We start from the raw sequence: 19,095 nt of genomic DNA on the forward strand, positions 1-19,095 counted from the left end.
CTTCCCGTCGGCTCCACCCACTATGCGCGCCGCCTATCTACAGACGCTTAACGCTCACTTGATTCGCGGTAGTACGGATCCGCCACGATGGGCTCACCCTCCGTGTACGAATACACCTCCCGGCCGGAGATGAACACCTTCAGCGCCCGGCTCATGACGTCCAGCGGGTCACCCGACCAGATGACCACGTCACCGTCGAGCCCCGGCCGCAGCGCGCCCACCCGGTCGTCCAGGCCCATGATGCGGGCCGGGTTCACGGTGATCGAGCGCAGCGCCGCGTCCCGGTCCAGCCCTTCCTTGACCGCCAGCGTGGCCTGGTGGACGAGGAAGTGGATGGGCACGACGGGGTGGTCAGTGGTGATCGCCAGCTCGACGCCGGCCCGGTCGAGGATGCCCGGGTTGCGCAGGGAGCGCTGCCGCAGCTCCACCTTCGACCGGCTGGTGAACAGCGGGCCGATGATGACCGGCACGTTCCGCTCGGCCAGGGCGTCGGCCAGCAGGTGGCCCTCGGTGCCGTGGTTGATCACCAGGCGGTAGCCGAACTCGCCGGCCAGCCTGAGCGCGGTGGCGATGTCGTCGGCCCGGTGCGTGTGCTGGCACCAGGGCAGTTCGCCGTCGAGCACGCGGACCAAGATCTCCAGAGTGCCGTCGCGGTCGAACGGCTTGCCCTCGTCCTCGGCGGCGGCCTTCCTGGCCCGGTAGTCCTGGGCCTTCATGAACGCGTCGCGGATCACGGCGGCCACGCCCTGGCGGGTGGAGGGCAGCTTCTTCTGGTCGCCGTACACGCGCTTGGGGTTCTCGCCGAGCGCGCTCTTGACGCTCACCGGCTCCTTGACCAGCATCTCGTCCACGGACCTGCCCCAGCACTTGATCGCGACCGTCTGGCCGCCGATCGGGTTGCCGGAGCCGGGCTTGATCACCGCGGTGGTCACGCCGCCGGACAGCGCGTCGCCGAAGCCCAGGTCGGCGGGGTTGATGGCGTCGAGCGCGCGGAGCCGGGCGCCGTTGGGGTCGGTCATCTCGTTGGTGTCCTGGCCGGCCCAGCCCTCGGCCTCCTCGTACACGCCCATGTGGCCGTGGGCCTCGACGAAGCCGGGCAGCACCCAGCCGCCGGCGGCGTCCACGACGGGGGTGCCCTCGGGCACGGCCACGTCGCGGCCGACCGCGGTGATCTTCCCGTCCTGGATGAGAACGGTTCCCCCGTCGATGGGGTCGCCGTCGACGGGAACTACATATCCACTGGTAATGGCAAGATTCATGACCTGTAACTTACCGGTGAGCGGGTAGTGGGCCCAGATGATCTCAGACCTGTACAGGCGATGGTTGCTCGAACTGTGGAACGGCGATTTCGACCTGGCGCGCCGGCTCGTCACCCCCGGCTTCGCCGGCCACTGGCCCGGCCAGGAAGTGTCGGGGCCCGAGGGTTTGATCGAGGCGCTCCGGCAGGCGCACGAACCCTTCGACGACGTCAAGGTGACCCTGGACGTGGGACCGATCGTGGACGGCGACCTCGTTTCCGCCAGGTGGACGTTCGGCGGGGCCTATCGGGGCGGTCTCCCGGGGGCGACAGCGGCCTCAGGGACCAGGATCGCCTTCAGCGGGCACGACATCCTGCGGGCCCATGAGGGGAGGTTCGCCGAGTACTGGGTCATCTCGGACGCTCAGACGTTCATGAGACAGCTCGATATAGGGTGATATTTCCCTATTCCAGGTGAAGGTTGGTGCATGTCGGAGAACTTCGGCCTCCAGTCGCTGGGGGACGACGAACTGTCGGACCTCCTGGCCAAGCAGCGGTTCGGCGCGCTCTCCACGAACAAGGGCGGCGGCCACCCGCACCTGTCCACCGTCGTGTACACCTGGGACCCCTCGCAGCGCGTGGTGCGGATCTCGACCATCGCCGACCGGCTCAAGGTGCGCCAGCTCCACCAGGACCCGCGCTGTGCCCTCTATGTGACCAGCGACGACTTCGGGTCCTACGCCGTGGCCGAGGGCCTGGCCGAGTTGTCGCCGGTGAGCAGCGAGCCAGGTGACGAGGTGGGCAGGGAACTGCTGGCCATGCAGCCGCCGTTCGCCGAACCCACCGACCAGCAGGCGTTCCTGCGGCAGATGGTGACCGACCGGCGGCTGGTGATCAGGCTCAGGGCGTCCACGTTGTACGGCACCGCCCTGCCCGTGCCCACCGAATAGGTCCCTTGCAACTTCCTGGGCGCCAGGCTTACGATCGCGCTTAATTGTTAGGAAACTTTCTTTAATGAAAGGTCTCTGACGTGCGCCGATTAGCCACCCCCCTGATCGCCGTCCTCGTGATCATCGCGCTGTGCGGGTTGCCCGCGCAGGCCGCGAGCCGCCTCGTCGCCACGTTCTCGCTGTCCGGCACCACGGGCACGTTCGTGGTGAGCAACCCGGGCACGACCGCCGTGACCGGCTGGTCGATCGTCTTCGAACTGCCCTCCGGGGTCACCGCGAGCAACGCGCAGAACGCCACCATCCGGCAGAGCGGCACCAAGGTGACGCTCACCCCCGCCTACTACATCAACAACCTCCAACCTGGACGCAGCACCGAGCCGTACAGTCCCAAGGTCACGCTCAGCTCGGCCGTCCAGCCGGTGAGCTGCCTGATCAACGGCGCGAACTGCGACGGCAGCGGCGGCGACCCGCCCGCCAAGCCGCCGGTCAGCGCCACGTACGAGGTCAGCGGCGGTTCGGCCAAGCTCGTCGTCGCCAACAACGGGACGGCCGCGCTCAACGGCACCTGGACGGGCGCCAACCCGAGTCCTGCCTCGTTCAGCGTCAACAACACCACCTGCGGCGGCGGCACCGGCCCGACGACCCCGTCGGTGGTCACCTCCTCCAGCGCGGTCTCGGTCAACGAGGGCGGCACGGCGACGTTCACCGCCAGGCTCTCCTCCGCGCCGACCTCGAACGTGACCGTCACCACCGCGCGCACCAGCGGTGACACGGACCTGACCGTCAGCTCGGGCGCCTCGCTCACCTTCACCCCGTCCAACTGGAGCACCGCCCAGACGGTCACCCTGGCCGCCGCGCAGGACTCCGACTCCACCGCGGGCACCGCCGCCTTCAGCGTCGGCGGCAGCGGCGTCACCGCCGCCACGGTCAACGCGACCGAGGTGGACGACGACGGCACCACGACACAGTCGATCACCGTGTCGTCGACCGCGGTGACCGTGCCCGAGGGCTCGACCGGCACGTTCACGGTGCGCCTGGCCGCCCAGCCCACCTCCGGAGTGACCGTCACCACGACGGCCGGCAGCGGCGACACCAACCTCACCGTCAGCTCGGGCGCCTCGCTCAGCTTCACCACGTCGAACTGGAGCACCCCGCAGACGGTCACCCTGGCCGCCGCGCAGGACTCCGACACGGCCAACGGCACCCGCCCCTTCACCGTCGCCTCCAGCGGCCTGACCTCGCGTACGGTCACCGCCACCGAGTCCGACGACGACGGCACCAGCAACCCCGGCACCCACGTCGAGAACCCGTACGCCAGTGCCACCGGCTACGTGAACCCCAACTGGCGCACCAAGGCCGCGGCGGAGCCCGGCGGCTCGGCCGTCGCCAACACCTCCACCGCCGTGTGGCTGGACCGCATCGCGGCCATCGCCGGCTCCTCCTCGGCCATGGGCCTGCGCGCCCATCTGGACGAGGCCGTCAGGCAGGACGCCGCCAACGGCTCCGCGCCGCTGACGATCCAGTTCGTCATCTACGACCTGCCCAACCGCGACTGCTCGGCGCTGGCCTCCAACGGTGAGCTGCTCATCTCCCAGGACGGCTTCAACCGCTACAAGGCCGAGTACATCGACCCGATCGCGGCCATCCTCCGCGAGTCGGCGTACGCCAACCTGCGCATCGTCACGATCATCGAGCCCGACTCGCTGCCGAACCTCATCACCAACGTCAACGCCTTCGAGAAGTGCCGCGAGGCCAACGGCGCCGGCGGCTACCGCGACGGCGTCCGCTACGCGCTCAACGCGCTGCACCCGATCACCAACGTCTACACCTACATCGACGCCGCCCACCACGCGTGGCTCGGCTGGGACTCGAACTTCAACCCGGCCGTGAACCTCTTCTACGACACGGTCTCCCCCACCACCGCCGGCGTGGACAGCGTGGACGGCTTCATCGTCAACACCGCCAACACCTCGGCCACGACCGAGCCGTACTTCACCATCAACTCCACCGTGAACGGCCAGTCCGTCAGGCAGTCCAAGTGGGTGGACTGGAACTTCTACGTGGACGAGCAGTCGTTCGCCGCGGCTCTGCGCAACGCCCTGATCGCCAAGGGCTTCAGGCAGGGGCTCGGCATGCTGATCGACACCTCGCGCAACGGCTGGGGCGGCAGCGCCCGTCCGACCGGGCCGAGCACCTCGACGGTCATGGACGACTTCGTCAACCAGTCCCGCGTGGACCGGCGCATCCACGCTGGCAACTGGTGCAACCAGAGCGGCGCGGGCATGGGCGCCCGGCCGACCGCCAGCCCGGCAGCCGGCTTCGACGCCTACGTCTGGATCAAGCCTCCTGGCGAGTCCGACGGCGCCAGCACGGACATCCCGAACGACGAGGGCAAGAAGTTCGACCGGATGTGCGACCCCACGTACACCGGCAACAGCCTCAACGGCAACAACATGTCGGGCGCGCTGGCCAACGCGCCGCTGTCAGGACAGTGGTTCTCCGCCCAGTTCCGGCAGCTCCTGGCGAACGCCTACCCGCCCATCAACTAGGACCCGGCCGGCCGGGGACCCGCCTGACCCGGGCCCCTGACCAGCCAGAGGGGCCCGCCTGACCCGGGCCCCTCAGCTACCGGGACGGGGCCCGGGCATCACGCCCGGGCCCCTTTCCTTCGTCATCGGCGGGCTCGGCGCCACTCCGAGACGATCTCGTCGGCGTCGTAGGGCATCAGGTTGAGCGGCGGCCCCGACAGCCCGGTCCTGATCGCCTTGCGGATCCGCTCGTTGATCTCCTCCACGATCCGCCGCGCCTCGGCCTCGGTCCTGGCCCCGCGCGCCTGCGCCAGCGCCTCCTCGGCCTCCTTGCGCAGTGCCAGCGTCGGCGGCAGGGGCATCGACAGCCCCTCGCTCTCGATCTTCTGCTTGATCCACCACATCTCGTCGAGATGCCGGCCCACCCCCGGCAGCGGCTTGCCCTTGCCCGGCAGGTCCTTGAACTCGCCGCGTTCCTCCGCCTCGCGGATCTGCCGGTCGATCCAGGTCTCGAAGGGCATGCCGATCGGTTTGCGCTCGGTCACCTACGGTCCTCCTCAAGCCAGGTTGTGACTGGGTGCCACCGGGCCGCGCCAGCCGAGCACGGCCTCGGTCATGCGTACGGACGCGACCGTCGCGGCCACGTCGTGCACACGCAGGATGCGGGCGCCTTTGAGGATGGAGATCACGTTGGCGGCGATCGTGCCCTCTTTCCGCTCCCCTTGGGGCCGGTCGAGGGTCTCCCCGATGAAGTCCTTGTTGGACAGCGCCACCAGCGTCGGGTATCCGATCGCGGTGATCTCCTCGAGCCGGCGCGTCAGCTCAAGAGAGTGAAAGGTGTTCTTGTTCAGGTCGTGCCCGGGATCGATGATGATCTTGTCGGCGCCGATCCCGGCCTTGAGCGCATGGGAGACCCGCTCCCGCAGATAGTCCGCCACCTCGGCGACGACGTCGTCGTAGCTCGGCCGCAGGACCCGCCGTCCGGGCCCGCCGAGGCTGTGCGTGACCACCACGCTCGCCCCGGTCTGCGCCGCGACCTCGGCGACCCCGGGCTCGCGCAGGCCGTTGGTGTCGTTGATGACGTCGGCCCCCGCCTCGATGGCGGCCCTGGCCACCTCGGGACGATGGGTGTCGACCGAGATCACCGCGTCGGTGGCGGCCCTGACCCTGGCGATGACCGGGGAGACCCGGTCGATCTCCTCCGCCACCCCGATGTGCGCCTGGGCGGCGCTGAAGGCGAAGCCGCCGATGTCCACCCAGTCGGCCCCGTCGTCCACGGCCTTGACGGCCGCCGCGACGGCGTGGTCGAGCTCGAAGGTGCGGCCCTGGTCGTGGAAGGAGTTGGGCGTCCTGTTGACGATGGCCATGATGGCGACCTGGCGCTCGAAATCGAACTCCCGCCGCCCGATGCGCCGGACGGGAGAGATGATCCCGGGGGAAAGCTTCTCGCCGCTCACGTAGTGAGCCTACCTGTCACCCGGGCAGGTCACTCAGGCGGTGAAACGGCCGAACGCGCGTCCCCCCGGCGCCGCGACCCTGATGCGCCGCATGCCCTGGTGAGTGTGCGGTAACCGCATCGTGAGCAGGACGGTCGTGCCGCCGGGCCCGGTACGGAAGTCGGCCGCGTCGCACAACCGCCGGATCAGATAGATCCCCCGCCCCGTGTAGGACTGGTCGGAGGGCCGCTTACCCCCGTTGACGTAGCCGTCGGGGATGCCCGAGCCCCGGTCGCTCGTCTCCGAGCGGATGACACCGTCGACCGTCCACAACCTGAATCTCCCGTGCCCGCCCGCGTGCTCGACGGCGTTGACCACGCTCTCGTGCACGGCGAGCACGAAGTCGTCCAGCCGGGGGCCGTTCAGCCCGCATTTCCTGGCCCGCTCGGCGACCGCGTGGCGCAACCTGGTGACGTCCTGAAGAGTGAACGTCTGGGTCAGCAAGGTAGACATGCGCACCTCCGTGTCTGTCCGACACACAGGCCGCGCTTCAGGACCTCGCGTGACCTTTCCTCTTCCCCGTCAATCCTGGGGTTACACACGTCATCTGGTTTATGGACGTCCGCCAATGCCCGACGCGAGCTCGCGTACCCGATCGATCGGACCTCCGTCCGGGGCCAGCGGCGCGGTGTCCATGCCCGCACCGTCGCGCAACCCGTCGAACAGCTCCCGCATGGTCTCCCACGCGGTGTGCCGGGGCGTCCAGCCGAGCACTTCTCTTGCCCGCTCTGTCTTCATGACCGGAATGCGCAGGGCCAGCTCCAGCAGCCCGGGCGCGGCGGCCACGAGCCTCAGGTGCCAGCCGGCCGCCACGGCCGCCCTGGCCAGGCCCCGCGGCACGGGCACCGTACGGGCGCCGAGCAGCCGGGCCAGGTCGTGCGGGTTCAGCACGGGCTCGCCGGCGAGGTTGAACGCGCCCCGCACGGGCTTGGTGACCGCCAGCCGGTACGCCTGCGCCGCGTCCTCGGCATGCAGCACCTGCAACCGCAGCCCGGGAATGTCGGGCACGAACGGCACCCGCCCGGCCTTGAGCAGCCACCGCGGCACGAACGGCCCGCCGAACAACCGGCGCTGCTCGGTCGCGGCGGCCCGCTGGAAGATCAGCCCCGGCCGCATCCGCACGACCCTGACGGCCGGATGATCGTGCTCGAAGACGTCGAGCACCCGCTCGACGTACGCCTTCTCCCGCCCGTACGCCGCCCCCGGCCACCCGTGCGTGGGCCAGCTCTCGTCCACCGGCCTGTCCTTGGGCCCCGGCGAGTACGCCCCCACCGACGAGGCGTGGATCAGCGCGGGCACCTGCGCCTCGGCCGCCGCGCGGAAGACCCGCATGCTGCCGAGCACGTTGGCGCGCCAGGTGACGGCGGGATGCCTGGTCGGCTGGAACAACCAGGCGAGGTGCACCACCGCGTCGGCCCCGTCGAAGATCCGCGTCAGATCCGCGGTCGCCACGTCGGCCTGCCGCCAGTCGGTGCGGTCGATCCGCCACCCCGGCAACCGGCGCGCGACCCCCACGATCGAGGTCACGTCATCGTCCGTGGCCAGCGCGCGCACAACGCTGGTGCCGACGTTCCCGGTAGCCCCCACCACCACGACTCTCATGCGTGCACCGCTGCCCCGCTCCCGGGCCGCGAAACCACAGGTCAGGGCAGCAAAACAATCTTCACGCGGATCGCGCCCTAGACTGCCGCGCATGGCTCCCACACCGCTCACGCCCGACGAGGCGGCCCGCTTCCGCGTCTCCATGTCCGAATGGCTCGCCAAGGAGCTCCTGGAGAAGGGCTCGATACGCCTGTCGGCCGTGGACAACCCCGACCTCCAGCGCAATTTCCAGGAAGTGGTGCACCGGGCGAGCGAGCTGCTCCGGCGGCCGGTGATCAGCATGACCAGCAGCCATGGCATGACGTTCGAGCTCGGCGACGAACAACTCCCTGGCCAGGAGCGATCCCCCATAACACCGTGATAGGGGTCATTTGACACGACCACTCCTCGTATCCGGTCTCGTACGGTGACGGCACCCCCCAGTACGAGGAGAGTCACGAAATGCTCCCCAGAAAGACCCTGACGGCGGGCATCGCGTTAGCCGTCACCCTCATCACCGTCCCCGCCGTCGCGCGGGCCGCGAACGGCGCCCACGACGACACCCTCTACGAGGCGGCCAGGGCGAGCGCCTCCGTCGCGGCGGATCCCCCTCCCGGCCTCGTCGACGCGCTCGCCCGCGACCTGGGCGTCACCGGCGAGCAGGCCGAGACCCGGCTGGTGAACGAGGCCGCCGCGGCCGGCGTCGAACCCCGGCTGCGGGCCCTGCTCGGCACGTCGTACGCCGGCACCTGGGTCACCGGCCCCACCTCCACCCCCGTCGCCGCCACCACCGACCCGTCGAAGGCCCAGGCCATCACGGCGGCCGGCGTCGAGGCCCGCGTCGTCACCCGCTCACTCGACCACCTCGACCAGGTCAAGGCCGCCCTCGACCAGGCGTCGGACAAGGCCCCGAAGACCGCGCCGATCTGGTACGCGGACGTCGTCGGGAACACCGTGGTCGTCCTGACCTCCACCCCGGCCAAGGCCGCCGCCTGGGTCCTGGCCAGCGGCGCGGACGTCTCGGCCGTCCGCGTCGTGCGCTCGGACGAGCGGCCGCGGCTCTACTACGACGTACGCGGCGGCGACGCCTACTACATCGGCTCGGGCACCCGCTGCTCGGTCGGGTTCTCGGTGACCCGGGCCGGCTCGCAGGGCGGCTTCGTGAGCGCCGGCCACTGCGGCACCACGGGCGCGACCACCTCCGGCTCCAACCGGATCGCCCAGGGAACGTTCCGCGGCTCCTCCTTCCCCGGCAACGACTACTCCTGGGTCGAGGTCAACTCCCAGTGGACCCCGGCCGGCGTGGTGAACGGCTACAGCGCCGGGATCCTGCCGGTGCGCGGCTCGACCGTGGCCCAGCCGGGCTCGTCGGTCTGCCGCTCGGGCTCGACCACCCAGTGGCACTGCGGCTCGATCCAGCAGCTCAACACCAGCGTCACCTACCAGCAGGGCACCGTCAGCGGCGTGACCAGGACCAACGTCTGCGCCGAGCCCGGTGACTCGGGTGGCTCGTTCATCTCGGGCGACCAGGCGCAGGGCGTCACGTCCGGCGGGTCGGGCAACTGCGGTTCTGGCGGGACGACGTACTTCCAGCCGGTCAACGAGATCCTGTCCACCTACGGGCTGACGCTGGCCGCCCAGGGCGGCGGCCCGACCGGCTCGCCCACCGTCACCCCGACGGTTCCCGGCGGCACCTGGGCGGCGAACACCGCGTACGCGACGGGCGCCACCGTCACCTACGGCGGGGCCGCATACCGGTGCCTGCAGGGACACACCTCGCAGGTCGGCTGGGAACCCCCGAACGTGCCCGCGCTCTGGCAGCGGGTCTGAGGAGAGCTCCAGGCCGGAGAGCCCCCTCTCCGGCCTGGGCCGTCGACCACGTCAAGACATCCCAGGACGGTGGAACGGCTGTGACAAAAGAAGGGGTGAGTCACTAAAGGTGCTTTACACGCTCTGTATTCAATGAGTAACTAGGGGTAGTGACCGACTGACAGAAGGAGCCGTGCGTATGCCGGTGAGCTTCACTCAGCAACCCCTTGGTTCACGAATTGACCAGTGTCTGAGCGGTTTCCTGGAAACCTGGCGGAACCCCGTCGCCGACCCCGGCGTGGAGGTGGCCTACGGCCTGCTGTGCGAGTTCATCCTCGGCGGGGGCAAACGTGTGCGACCGCAACTGTGTTACTGGGGCTGGCGCGGCGCCGGCGGCGAGGACTGCGAGGAGATCATCAGCGCCGCCGCCTCCCTGGAGTTGTGCCATGCGGGCCTGCTGATCCACGACGACATCATGGACGGCAGCGACCTGCGGCGCGGCCAGGCCACCGTGCACAGGAGCCTGGCGGGGCTGCACCACGGGCCTGGCGCGGAGGCGTTCGGCCGGGCCGGCGGCATCCTGCTGGGCACGCTCAGCCTGGCCTGGTCCGACGCGATGTTGTCCTCGTGCGGGGTGGACCCGCAGCGGCTGCGGGCCGCGCACCACCTGTTCGACGCGATGCGCACCGAGGTCATCAGCGGCCAGTACCTCGATGTCCTGGCCCAGCTCCGCTCGGGCGCGACCGAGGCCGAGGCGCTGACGGTGATCCGCTACAAGAGCGCCAAATACACCGTCGAGCGCCCGCTGCAGATCGGGGGCGCGCTGGCCGGCGCCCCGCTGGAGCTGCTGGACGCCTACTCCCTGTTCGGCGTGCCGCTGGGTGAGGCGTTCCAGCTCCGTGACGACGTGCTCGGCACGTTCGGCTCATCCTCGCAGACCGGCAAGTCGTCCCTGGACGACCTGCGGGAGGGCAAGCAGACGGTGATGTACGCGCACGCCGTCCAGCACGCCTCCCCCGCCCAGCTCGACCATCTCAGGACCTGGCACGGCAACCCCGCGCTGTCCGAGGAGCGAGCCGCGGAGGTGCGGCAGATCCTCGTCGACACCGGCGCGCTGGCCAGGGTCGAGCAAATGATCGAAGAACGCGTGCGCGAGGCCATGACCGCCCTGGCCGCGGCGCAGATCAAGCCGGAGGCCGCCACCGTGCTGGCCCAGATGGCCGATCGGCTCGCGCACCGCACCAAGTAAGGGATCCCACATGGCACGGGTACTTCTCGCGGCCCCGCGCGGCTACTGCGCGGGCGTCGAGCGCGCGATCGTCACCGTGGAAGAGGCGCTGAAACGCTTCGGACCACCGGTGTACGTGCGTAAGCAGATCGTTCACAACACCTTCGTGGTCGACGACCTCACCAGGCGCGGCGCGATCTTCGTCGAGGAGCTCGACGAGGTCCCCGACGGGTCGCTGGTCGTCTTCTCCGCCCACGGCGTCTCGCCCGCGGTGAAGGAGGCGGCGCGGTCGCGCGGGCTGCGTACGATCGACGCCACCTGCCCGCTGGTCACCAAGGTGCACAAGGAGGCCGTGCGGATGGCCGAGGCGGGCTTCGAGATCGTGCTCATCGGCCACGCCGAGCACGAGGAGGTCGAGGGCACGCTCGGCGAGGCCCCCGAGCGCATCCACGTCATCGACCCGGCCAGGCCGGAGGAGCTGACGGCCGCCGGGCAGGGGCCGATGAGCTGGTTGTCGCAGACCACGCTGGCCGTGGACGAGACCATGCGGGCCGTCGGCGAGCTGCGCAAGCGCTTCCCCGGCCTGGTCGACCCGCCCAGCGACGACATCTGCTACGCCAGCCAGAACCGCCAGGAGGCGGTCACCAGGATCGCGCCCGAGTGCGAGCTGGTGATCGTCGTCGGCTCGGCCAACTCCTCCAACTCCCAGCGGCTGGTGGAGGTCGCCCTGGACGCGGGCGCTGACGCGGCCTACCTGATCGACCGGGCCGCCGACGCCGACGAGCGATGGCTGGCCGGCGTGGAGACCGTCGGGGTGAGCTCCGGCGCCTCCGTACCAGAACCGCTGGTCGTGGAATTACTCGACTGGCTCGCCACCCGCGGATTCGCCGACGTGGAGTCGGTGACCCTGACCGAGGAGACGCTCACCTTCTCACTTCCGCTCGAACTCCGATCGACCCGCAACCCCGCCTAGGCCCCACACCAAGATTGGTGGTGCAGCACAATGACCGAAACAACCCACTCCAGCGCGCCTGACAACGGCAACGGGCAGCTCAGCCTCAGCACCGATGCCGCCAAGCAACTCTCGACCACGACCAAGACAGCGCCGCAGATGCAGGAGATCACCTCCCGCTGGTTGCTGCGGCTGCTGCCGTGGGTGCAGTGCTCCGGCGGCGTGTTCAGGGTGAACCGGCGACTGACGTACACGCTCGGCGATGGCCGGATCACCTTCAGCACCACGGGGGCCGAGGTGCGGGTCATCCCTGCCGAGCTCACGGAGTTGCCCATGCTGCGCGGCTTCGACGAGCCCGACGTGCTCGAAGCGCTGGCCGACCGATTCACACAGCGTGAGGTCGCGGAGGGTGAGGAGATCGTCTCCGAGGGCGGTCAGGTGGACCGGCTCGTGCTGATCGCCCACGGCCGGGTGGCCAAGATCGGGCGCGGCTCGTACGGCGACGAGCAGAACCTCGGCGTGCTGGCCGACGGCGACTACCTCGGTGAGCAGGCCCTGGCCGGGGGCGGTCAGTTCGACTTCAGCGCGCGTGCCAAGACGACGACCACCGTGCTCACGATCTCCCGCCAGGATTTCGAGCAGATCGCCGAGCAGTCGGCGGCGCTGCGCGAGCACGTCGAGAGCTGGCGCACCAGCGGTGACCACGCCCAGAACGCCTACGGTGAGGCCGCGATCAACATGTCGGCCGGTCACGTCGGCGAGGCCGTGCTGCCCGGCACGTTCGTGGACTATGAGCAGAGCCCCCGCGAATACGAGCTGAGCGTCGCCCAGACGGTCCTGCGTGTGCACACCCGGGTGACCGACCTGTACAACCAGCCGATGAGCCAGCTCGACCAGCAGCTCCGTCTCACGATCGAGGCCCTGCGCGAGCGCCAGGAGAACGAGCTGATCAACAGCAGGGAGTTCGGCCTGCTCCACAACGCCGACTTCAGCCAGCGCATCCGCACCCGCTCCGGCCCGCCCACGCCCGACGACCTCGACGACCTGCTGTCCACCGTCTGGAAGGAGCCCTCGTTCTTCCTGGCGCACCCGCAGGCCATCGCCGCCTTCGGCAGGGAGTGCAGCAAGCGCGGCATCTACCCGCAGTCCAGTGAGGTCGGTGGGCACCGGGTGCCGGCCTGGCGGGGCGTGCCGATCTTCCCGTGCAACAAGATCCCGGTCTCCGGCACGCGGACGACGTCGTTCCTGCTCATGCGCACAGGGCAGGAGAACCAGGGCGTCGTCGGCCTGCACCAGACCGGAATCCCCGACGAGTACCAGCCCAGCCTGTCGGTCCGGTTCATGAACATCAACGAGAAGGCCGTCACCTCCTACCTGGTCAGCGCCTACTACTCGGCCGCCGTGCTGGTGCCTGACGCGCTCGGGGTGCTGGAGGACGTCGAGCTCGGCAGGAACGGCTAGCCCACTCGTCCGTCCGGTCCACAAGGATTGGTGTGTCCATGACTTCGGAGTCCGAACAGCGGCTCAGCCTCGGTACCGAGGCGGCACGCGAGCTCGCCACGACGACCAAGACGGCCCCGCAGATGCGCGAGATCTCCCCGCGCTGGCTGCTGCGGGTGCTTCCTTGGGTGGACGTCGCGGGCGCGGTCTACCGGGTGAACAGGCGGCTCACGTACCGGGTCGGCGGTGGCCGGGTGAGCTTCTCGAACACCGGGGCCCGCGTACGGGTCGTGCCGCCGAGCCTGGCCGAGCTGCCGCCGCTGCACGGACTCGACGACGACCGCGTGCTCGACACCCTCGCGGGGCTGTTCGAGCAGCGGGAGTTCGAGCGCGGTGACACGATCGTCCGGGCCGGACGGCCCTCGGCGGAGCTGATCCTCATCGCCCGGGGCAAGGCCGCCAAGCTCCAGGCGGGCGCGTACGGCGACCGCGTCGTCCTCGGCTCGCTGGCCGGCGGCGACCACGCCGGCTCCGACCTGCCCGCCGAGGGCGAGGTGTGGGGCTACTCGCTGGAGGCCGGCACCGCGTGCACGGTGCTGGCCCTTCCGTGGGAGGAGTTCCACGCGGTGGCCGGCCAGTCGCCGGCCCTGCGCGCCCAGCTCGACCGCTACCGCGCGCGGCGGGCCGCGCCCCAGAACAGGTGGGGCGAGGCCGCGATCGTCACCGCCGCCGGGCACCATGGCGAGACCGTGCTGCCCGGCACGTTCGCCGACTACGACCCGGGCCCGCGCGAGTACGAGCTGAGCGTCTCGCAGACCGTGCTGCGCGTGCACACCCGGGTGACCGACCTGTTCAACCAGCCGATGGACCAGCAGGAGGAGCAGCTCAGACTGACCATCCAGGCCGTACGCGAGCAGCAGGAGCGCGAGCTGATCACCAATCGCGACTTCGGGCTGCTCCACCAGGCCGACCCCGGCCAGCGGATCCACCCCCGCACGGGCCCGCCCGGCCCCGACGACCTGGACGAGCTGCTCTGCCGCAGGAAGAAGTCCCGCTGCTACCTGGCCCACCCCCGCGCCATCGCCGCCTTCCACCGCGAGTGCAGCGCCAGGGGTGTTTACCCCGACAGCACCGAGATCGACGGCTCACGGGTGACCGCGTGGCGAGGGGTGCCCATCCTGCCCTGCGACAAGATCCCGATCAGCCGGGAGGGCACCAGCTCGATCATCGTCATGCGTACCGGCGAGGAGGACCACGGGGTCGTCGGCCTCCACCAGCGCGGCGTGCCCGGCGAGCGCGAGCCGGGGCTCAGCGTGAAGTTCGCCGGCATCGACGCGAGAGCCGTCGCGTCCTACCAGGTCAGCGCCTACTACTCGGTCGCGGTGCTGGTGCCGGACGCGCTCGGGGTGCTGGAGAACGTCGAGGTGGCACGCTGACCGTCCACGTGAAGGAGTGGGTATGACCCAGCCGTTCGAACTGCCGGACTTCTACATGCCGTACCCGGCCCGGCTCAACCAGCATCTCGAAGAGGCCCGCGTGCACTCCAAACAGTGGGCTCGCGACATGGGCATGCTGGAAGGCTCGGGCGTCTGGGAGGAGGCCGACCTCGACGCCCACGACTATCCGCTGATGTGCGCCTACACCCATCCCGACTGCGACGGCGCCGAGCTGAGTCTGATCACCGACTGGTACGTGTGGGTGTTCTTCTTCGACGACCACTTCCTGGAGGTCTTCAAGCGCACCGGGGACCTGACGGGCGGCAAGAACTATCTCAGGCGGTTGGCCAGGTTCATGCCGATGGGCGCGGATCTGGCCGTGCCCGAGCCGGTCAACCCGGTGGAGGCGGGGCTGGCCGACCTGTGGCCCCGTACGGTGCCGAGCATGTCGCCGGACTGGCGGGCGCGGTTCGCGGAGAGCACGCGCAACCTGCTGGACGAGTCGTTGTGGGAGCTGGCCAACATCAACAGGAACCGGGTGGCCAACCCGGTCGAGTACATCGAGATGCGGCGCAAGGTCGGCGGCGCCCCCTGGTCGGCCGGGCTCGTCGAGCACGCCGTGGGGGCCGAGGTACCGGCCAGGATCGCGGCGACGCGGCCGATGCGGGTGCTGCGCGACTCCTTCTCCGACGCCGTGCACCTGCGCAACGACCTGTTCTCCTACCAGCGGGAGGTCGGGGACGAGGGCGAGCTGAGCAACGGGGTGCTGGTGCTGGAGAAGTTCCTGGGGTGCGGCACGCAGGAGGCCGCCAACGCGGTCAACGACCTGCTGACCTCGCGGATGCAGCAGTTCGAGCACACGGCGGTCTTCGAGCTGGGGCCGCTGTTCGTGGACAACGCCATCGACCCGCTCAGCGCGGCCGACGTGCTGACATACGTGAAGGGGCTTCAGGACTGGCAGTCGGGCGGGCACGAGTGGCACATGCGCTCCAGCCGGTACATGAACGCGCGGGCCAAGGCCGGCCGGCCGCTGGGGATGTCGTCCGTCGTCGATCTGCTGGGGGCCAAGCGGGTGCGGAACTTCACGCACGTGCCGTACCAGCGGGTGGGGCCCTCGGAGATCCCCGACCTGTACGTGCCGTTCGACCTGAAGTTGTCACCCCACCTCGACGCGGCCCGCCGCGACACCGTGACCTGGTGCGGCGAGATGGGCATGCTGGAACCCCAGGCGGGGGTGGCAGGGTCCGCCGTGTGGGACGAGGGCAAGCTGATCGACATCGACCTGCCGCTGTGCGCGGCGGGCCTGCATCCCGACGCCACGCACGAGGAGCTGAGCCTGGCCTCCTTCTGGCTGGCGTGGGGGACGTACGGTGACGACTACTTTCCCGTCGTCTTCGGCAGGTCGCGCAATCTGACGGCGGCCAAGGTGACGGTGGCCAGGTTCGGGGAGTTCATGCCGCTCGACGGCGCGGCCACGCCGGCGCCGGCGAGCGCTCTTGAGCGCGGGCTGGCCGACGTCTGGGCCAGGACGGCGGGCCCGATGCCGCTCGCGGACCGGCGCAAGCTGCGTGTCTCGGTCGAGCAGATGTGCGCGGCCTGGTTGTGGGAATTGGCCAACGAGATCGCCCACCATGTCCCCGACCCGGTGGACTACCTGGAGATGCGCAGGCTGACCTTCGGCTCGGAGATGACGATGAACCTCTCCCGGCTGCGGCACTCCAAGGGCATCCCCGAGGAGTTCTACGCCACCGGCTCGGTGCTCGCGCTGGAGAACGCCATGATGGACGCCGGGATGCTGATCAACGACGTCTTCTCCTACCAGAAGGAGATCGAGTTCGAGGGCGAGGTGCACAACTGCGTCCTGGTGGTGCAGAGCTTCTTCGACTGCGACTATCCCACGGCGCTCACCATCGTCAACGACCTGCTGACCTCGCGGGTACAGCAGTTCCAGCACATCGTGGCGGAGGAGTTGCCGATCGTGTGCGACGACTTCGGCCTCGACCGCGAGGCGCGGCGGGACGTCGACGCCTTCGTGCTCGAACTGCGCAACTGGCTGGCCGCCATCCTCAACTGGCACCGTCACTGCTTCCGCTATGACGAGCCGACTCTCCTGCGCAACAACCCGCCGTCACGGTGGCGGCTCGGCGGGCCCACCGGTCTCGGCACCTCTGCCGCGATCGTCGCGCCTACAGGCTCGCGTGGTGGGCCTTGGGCTGGTAGAACCAGCCCATCATGTGCAGCAGCCGCCGCTGGGACGGCGTGACGTTGTGCAGGCGGATCCAGCGCTCCGACGGCGGCAGTGCGGGCATGACGAGCACGCGTAGCCCGGAGACGTCGATGAAGGTCAGCTCTCCGGTGTCGACGACGATGTAGGGGCCCTGGCGGCAACTCGCCAGGGTGCTGGCCAGGGCGGGGCTGTTGGTGGCGTCGATCTGGCCGGCCAGTGTGACCGCCGGCGCCCCTGACGCCGCCGCCATGGTGATGGTGAGCTGCCCGTCCTGGTAGAGCAGCCGCTCTTCGACGCTCACGCCTCTCGCACCCCCCAACGTGTGTGCTCTGGGGGTTTGGTTGTCCGTAGGGGCTCATCGCTCCGGGCGATTTACCCGAAATCCAGGCTACACGAGGGATGTTACGCTATGTAATTTTCGCTGGTAAATGACCGAATTGCGGGGAAATAATGGAAGGCAGCGCTTTCCGAACAGGCCGGTGGGGCCCGCGCCGGCTGCGGGCTTGACGTACACCGGCCTGTTCGAAGCGGCGATCTACCTTCGGCGGGGCTCGCCTCGCCCCCGCGCCCGGCCTGGAAGGCGTTCCGGCAGGGTGCCGCCACGAGTGTCGTGGCTGCCGGAGCGCCGTCACGCCGGGCGGGCGGGCGCGACGTGGGCCGCCTAGTTGTTGTCGCCCACCTTCTCCTGGTTGTTGAGCAGGTTGAGGTCGATGTCCTCCAGGTGCAGAGCCGTGAGGACGTCGATGTACTTCACGGAGTCGTTGAGGACGTCGTTGAGCAGCGTGGCGTCGTCGAGGATGCTGAGCTGGCTGAGGATCTGCTTGTCCTTGTTCATCGCGTTGGGGCCGATGTCGGCCGAGGCGCTCGTGGCACTCATGGCGGAGAACCCGAACAGGCAGCCCGCGATCGCTGCACCGGCCAGAATGCGACGCATCATTTCTACTTCTCCTTGGTCGGAATCGGCGCGGGATGCGCGTCATCGTGAATCACTCGCACAGGGCGGCGAGATTCCGTGAATAACAATCTCGCGGCCCATCGGCGCGTCGCAACCTGACCGAGCTAAGTCGAAGTCAAATACGCGCCCCAATTCCTTGATTATTGATCATGACTAGTCGGGATATGTCCGAGTAGCCCTGATTTGCCCGGGGCGGCGTGGCAGCAATTTTTCATCTTATGGCCATACGCGCGTGCTGTATGGCCAAAGGGCGTTTTATACCCATAGAGATGGAGGAATGTAAGCGGGAGAGCGTCGCGGGTGAGGCTCGGCGCGAAAGAATCCGAGGAGCGCTGAATATGCCATGAATGGACTACGGCCGCTACTGCTAATAGCACTTCTCGGTATGCCGCATTCCGCTGCCGCGGCGGCCGTCAATGGCTGCCCCACGGGGATCTGCCGGCCCGGCCTGGTGCGTTCCGGGTCGGGGATCATCGCGGCGCGGGCGGCGATGGAGATGATCGGCCTGCCGTACTCGTGGGGCGGCGGCGGGGTCCGCGGGCCCGGATACGGGATCGGGAAAGGGGCCAAGACCTGGGGATTCGACTGCTCAGGACTGTCGGAGTACGCGTGGGCGCGGGCGGGGGTGCCGATCGGCACGACCACGCAGGAGCAGTGGCGTTCCGGGGTCCGGATAGAGAAGGAGCAGGTGGAGCCGGGGGATCTGGTCTTCTACGACAACGATTCCAGCAGCCCGGGGCCCGAGCACGTGGGGCTTGTCGTGGAGACGGCGCGGATGGTGCACGCGCCGTACACGGGGCAGTTCGTGCGAGTGGATCCGCTCGACCGGCGGACCTTCATGGGGGCGGTGCGGCCGAGCGAGAGCGCGGCCAACGTGGGGTCATGAACCGGGGGGTACTCGAATGCGGCCGCGCGGCCCAGGTCGTCCTGCAGTGATCGACCCAAGCCGCGCGGCGCTGAGAGTCTGGTGCGCACCAGACCCGCGCCGTGGCTTCGCGAAATTCCACGACCCGTTTCGGTTCACCTCAAGGCATCAGGAAGGCGACCTTGGCCCGGGCGAGCCTCCGGCATTGTCCGGAAGTCACCGATCAACTTCCTGCCTACGCCATGTGAGGAGCCGTCAGTTGTTGTCGCCCATGTTTTCCTGGTTGTTCAGGACGTTGGCGTCGATGTCGTTCAGGTGCAGCAGCGTGAGGATGTCGACGTACTTGACGGAGTCGTTGAGCACGTCGTTCAGCGCGGTCAGGTCGGCACGG

At 69.3% G+C, this 19,095-nt stretch carries 18 protein-coding genes; 11 read left to right on the plus strand and 7 right to left on the minus strand.

Features of this window, described 5'->3' with window-relative positions; all coding sequences use genetic code 11:
• Positions 1-47 precede the first annotated feature (47 nt).
• Positions 48-1,259, minus strand: a complete 1,212-nt coding sequence (locus ACFPZ3_RS03425) for an amidohydrolase (protein ID WP_379512448.1) — start codon at positions 1,257-1,259, stop codon at positions 48-50.
• A gap of 37 nt (positions 1,260-1,296) precedes the next feature.
• Here ACFPZ3_RS03425 and ACFPZ3_RS03430 point away from each other — a divergent pair, with 37 nt between their 5' ends.
• From ACFPZ3_RS03430 to ACFPZ3_RS03440, 3 genes are all read left to right on the plus strand, one after another.
• Entirely contained in the window at positions 1,297-1,695 is a 399-nt protein-coding gene (locus tag ACFPZ3_RS03430; protein WP_379512449.1) for an ester cyclase, read from the plus strand.
• A gap of 30 nt (positions 1,696-1,725) precedes the next feature.
• Entirely contained in the window at positions 1,726-2,187 is a 462-nt protein-coding gene (locus ACFPZ3_RS03435) for a TIGR03618 family F420-dependent PPOX class oxidoreductase (protein WP_379512450.1), read from the plus strand.
• An 80-nt stretch (positions 2,188-2,267) separates the two neighbouring features.
• Entirely contained in the window at positions 2,268-4,736 is a 2,469-nt protein-coding gene (locus ACFPZ3_RS03440; protein ID WP_379512451.1) for a glycoside hydrolase family 6 protein, read from the plus strand.
• 122 nt (positions 4,737-4,858) lie between these two features.
• Here ACFPZ3_RS03440 and ACFPZ3_RS03445 read toward each other — a convergent pair whose 3' ends face one another.
• From ACFPZ3_RS03445 to ACFPZ3_RS03460, 4 genes are all read right to left on the minus strand, one after another.
• Positions 4,859-5,260 (minus strand): DnaJ family domain-containing protein, encoded by a 402-nt coding sequence (locus tag ACFPZ3_RS03445; protein ID WP_379512452.1) that lies wholly within the window; start codon positions 5,258-5,260, stop codon positions 4,859-4,861.
• Between the two features lie 12 nt (positions 5,261-5,272).
• A complete protein-coding gene (folP, locus tag ACFPZ3_RS03450) occupies positions 5,273-6,172 on the minus strand; it encodes a dihydropteroate synthase (RefSeq protein WP_379512453.1) in 900 nt (299 codons plus the stop codon).
• A 33-nt stretch (positions 6,173-6,205) separates the two neighbouring features.
• Positions 6,206-6,664 (minus strand): ATP-binding protein, encoded by a 459-nt coding sequence (locus ACFPZ3_RS03455; protein WP_379512454.1) that lies wholly within the window; start codon positions 6,662-6,664, stop codon positions 6,206-6,208.
• Positions 6,665-6,763: 99 nt separating this feature from the next.
• Entirely contained in the window at positions 6,764-7,813 is a 1,050-nt protein-coding gene (locus ACFPZ3_RS03460; protein ID WP_379512455.1) for an NAD-dependent epimerase/dehydratase family protein, read from the minus strand.
• A gap of 91 nt (positions 7,814-7,904) precedes the next feature.
• Between ACFPZ3_RS03460 and ACFPZ3_RS03465 the strand changes: the two genes are divergently transcribed.
• The 7 genes from ACFPZ3_RS03465 to ACFPZ3_RS03495 all read left to right on the plus strand — a co-directional run bounded on the left by ACFPZ3_RS03465 (position 7,905) and on the right by ACFPZ3_RS03495 (position 16,920).
• Complete coding sequence (locus ACFPZ3_RS03465) at positions 7,905-8,174, plus strand: hypothetical protein (protein WP_379512456.1); 270 nt, start codon at positions 7,905-7,907, stop codon at positions 8,172-8,174.
• Between the two features lie 80 nt (positions 8,175-8,254).
• Positions 8,255-9,622: a carbohydrate-binding protein gene (locus ACFPZ3_RS03470; protein WP_379512457.1), complete on the plus strand. Its 1,368-nt coding sequence runs from the start codon at positions 8,255-8,257 to the stop codon at positions 9,620-9,622.
• 178 nt (positions 9,623-9,800) lie between these two features.
• Entirely contained in the window at positions 9,801-10,850 is a 1,050-nt protein-coding gene (locus tag ACFPZ3_RS03475) for a polyprenyl synthetase family protein (RefSeq protein ID WP_379512458.1), read from the plus strand.
• Between the two features lie 10 nt (positions 10,851-10,860).
• On the plus strand, positions 10,861-11,802 hold the full coding sequence (locus tag ACFPZ3_RS03480) for a 4-hydroxy-3-methylbut-2-enyl diphosphate reductase (protein ID WP_379512459.1): 942 nt from the start codon (positions 10,861-10,863) through the stop codon (positions 11,800-11,802).
• Positions 11,803-11,832: 30 nt separating this feature from the next.
• The gene (locus ACFPZ3_RS03485) at positions 11,833-13,242 is read left to right on the plus strand and encodes a family 2B encapsulin nanocompartment shell protein (protein WP_379512460.1); all 1,410 of its coding nucleotides are present in this window, start codon (positions 11,833-11,835) and stop codon (positions 13,240-13,242) included.
• Between the two features lie 38 nt (positions 13,243-13,280).
• Complete coding sequence (locus ACFPZ3_RS03490; protein WP_379512461.1) at positions 13,281-14,657, plus strand: family 2B encapsulin nanocompartment shell protein; 1,377 nt, start codon at positions 13,281-13,283, stop codon at positions 14,655-14,657.
• Between the two features lie 22 nt (positions 14,658-14,679).
• Positions 14,680-16,920: a terpene synthase family protein gene (locus ACFPZ3_RS03495; RefSeq protein WP_379512462.1), complete on the plus strand. Its 2,241-nt coding sequence runs from the start codon at positions 14,680-14,682 to the stop codon at positions 16,918-16,920.
• Here ACFPZ3_RS03495 and ACFPZ3_RS03500 read toward each other — a convergent pair.
• Together ACFPZ3_RS03500 and ACFPZ3_RS03505 are read right to left on the minus strand one after the other, a co-directional pair.
• Positions 16,844-17,185, minus strand: coding sequence for an STAS domain-containing protein (locus ACFPZ3_RS03500; RefSeq protein ID WP_379512463.1), 342 nt, complete (start codon positions 17,183-17,185; stop codon positions 16,844-16,846). The genes ACFPZ3_RS03495 and ACFPZ3_RS03500 overlap by 77 nt on opposite strands.
• A 360-nt stretch (positions 17,186-17,545) precedes the next feature.
• On the minus strand, positions 17,546-17,821 hold the full coding sequence (locus tag ACFPZ3_RS03505; RefSeq protein WP_379512464.1) for a hypothetical protein: 276 nt from the start codon (positions 17,819-17,821) through the stop codon (positions 17,546-17,548).
• 403 nt (positions 17,822-18,224) lie between these two features.
• Between ACFPZ3_RS03505 and ACFPZ3_RS03510 the strand changes: the two genes are divergently transcribed.
• The gene (locus ACFPZ3_RS03510) at positions 18,225-18,725 is read left to right on the plus strand and encodes a C40 family peptidase (RefSeq protein WP_379512465.1); all 501 of its coding nucleotides are present in this window, start codon (positions 18,225-18,227) and stop codon (positions 18,723-18,725) included.
• The last annotated feature ends 370 nt before the right edge of the window (positions 18,726-19,095 follow it).

This window comes from Nonomuraea insulae, from assembly GCF_042656245.1.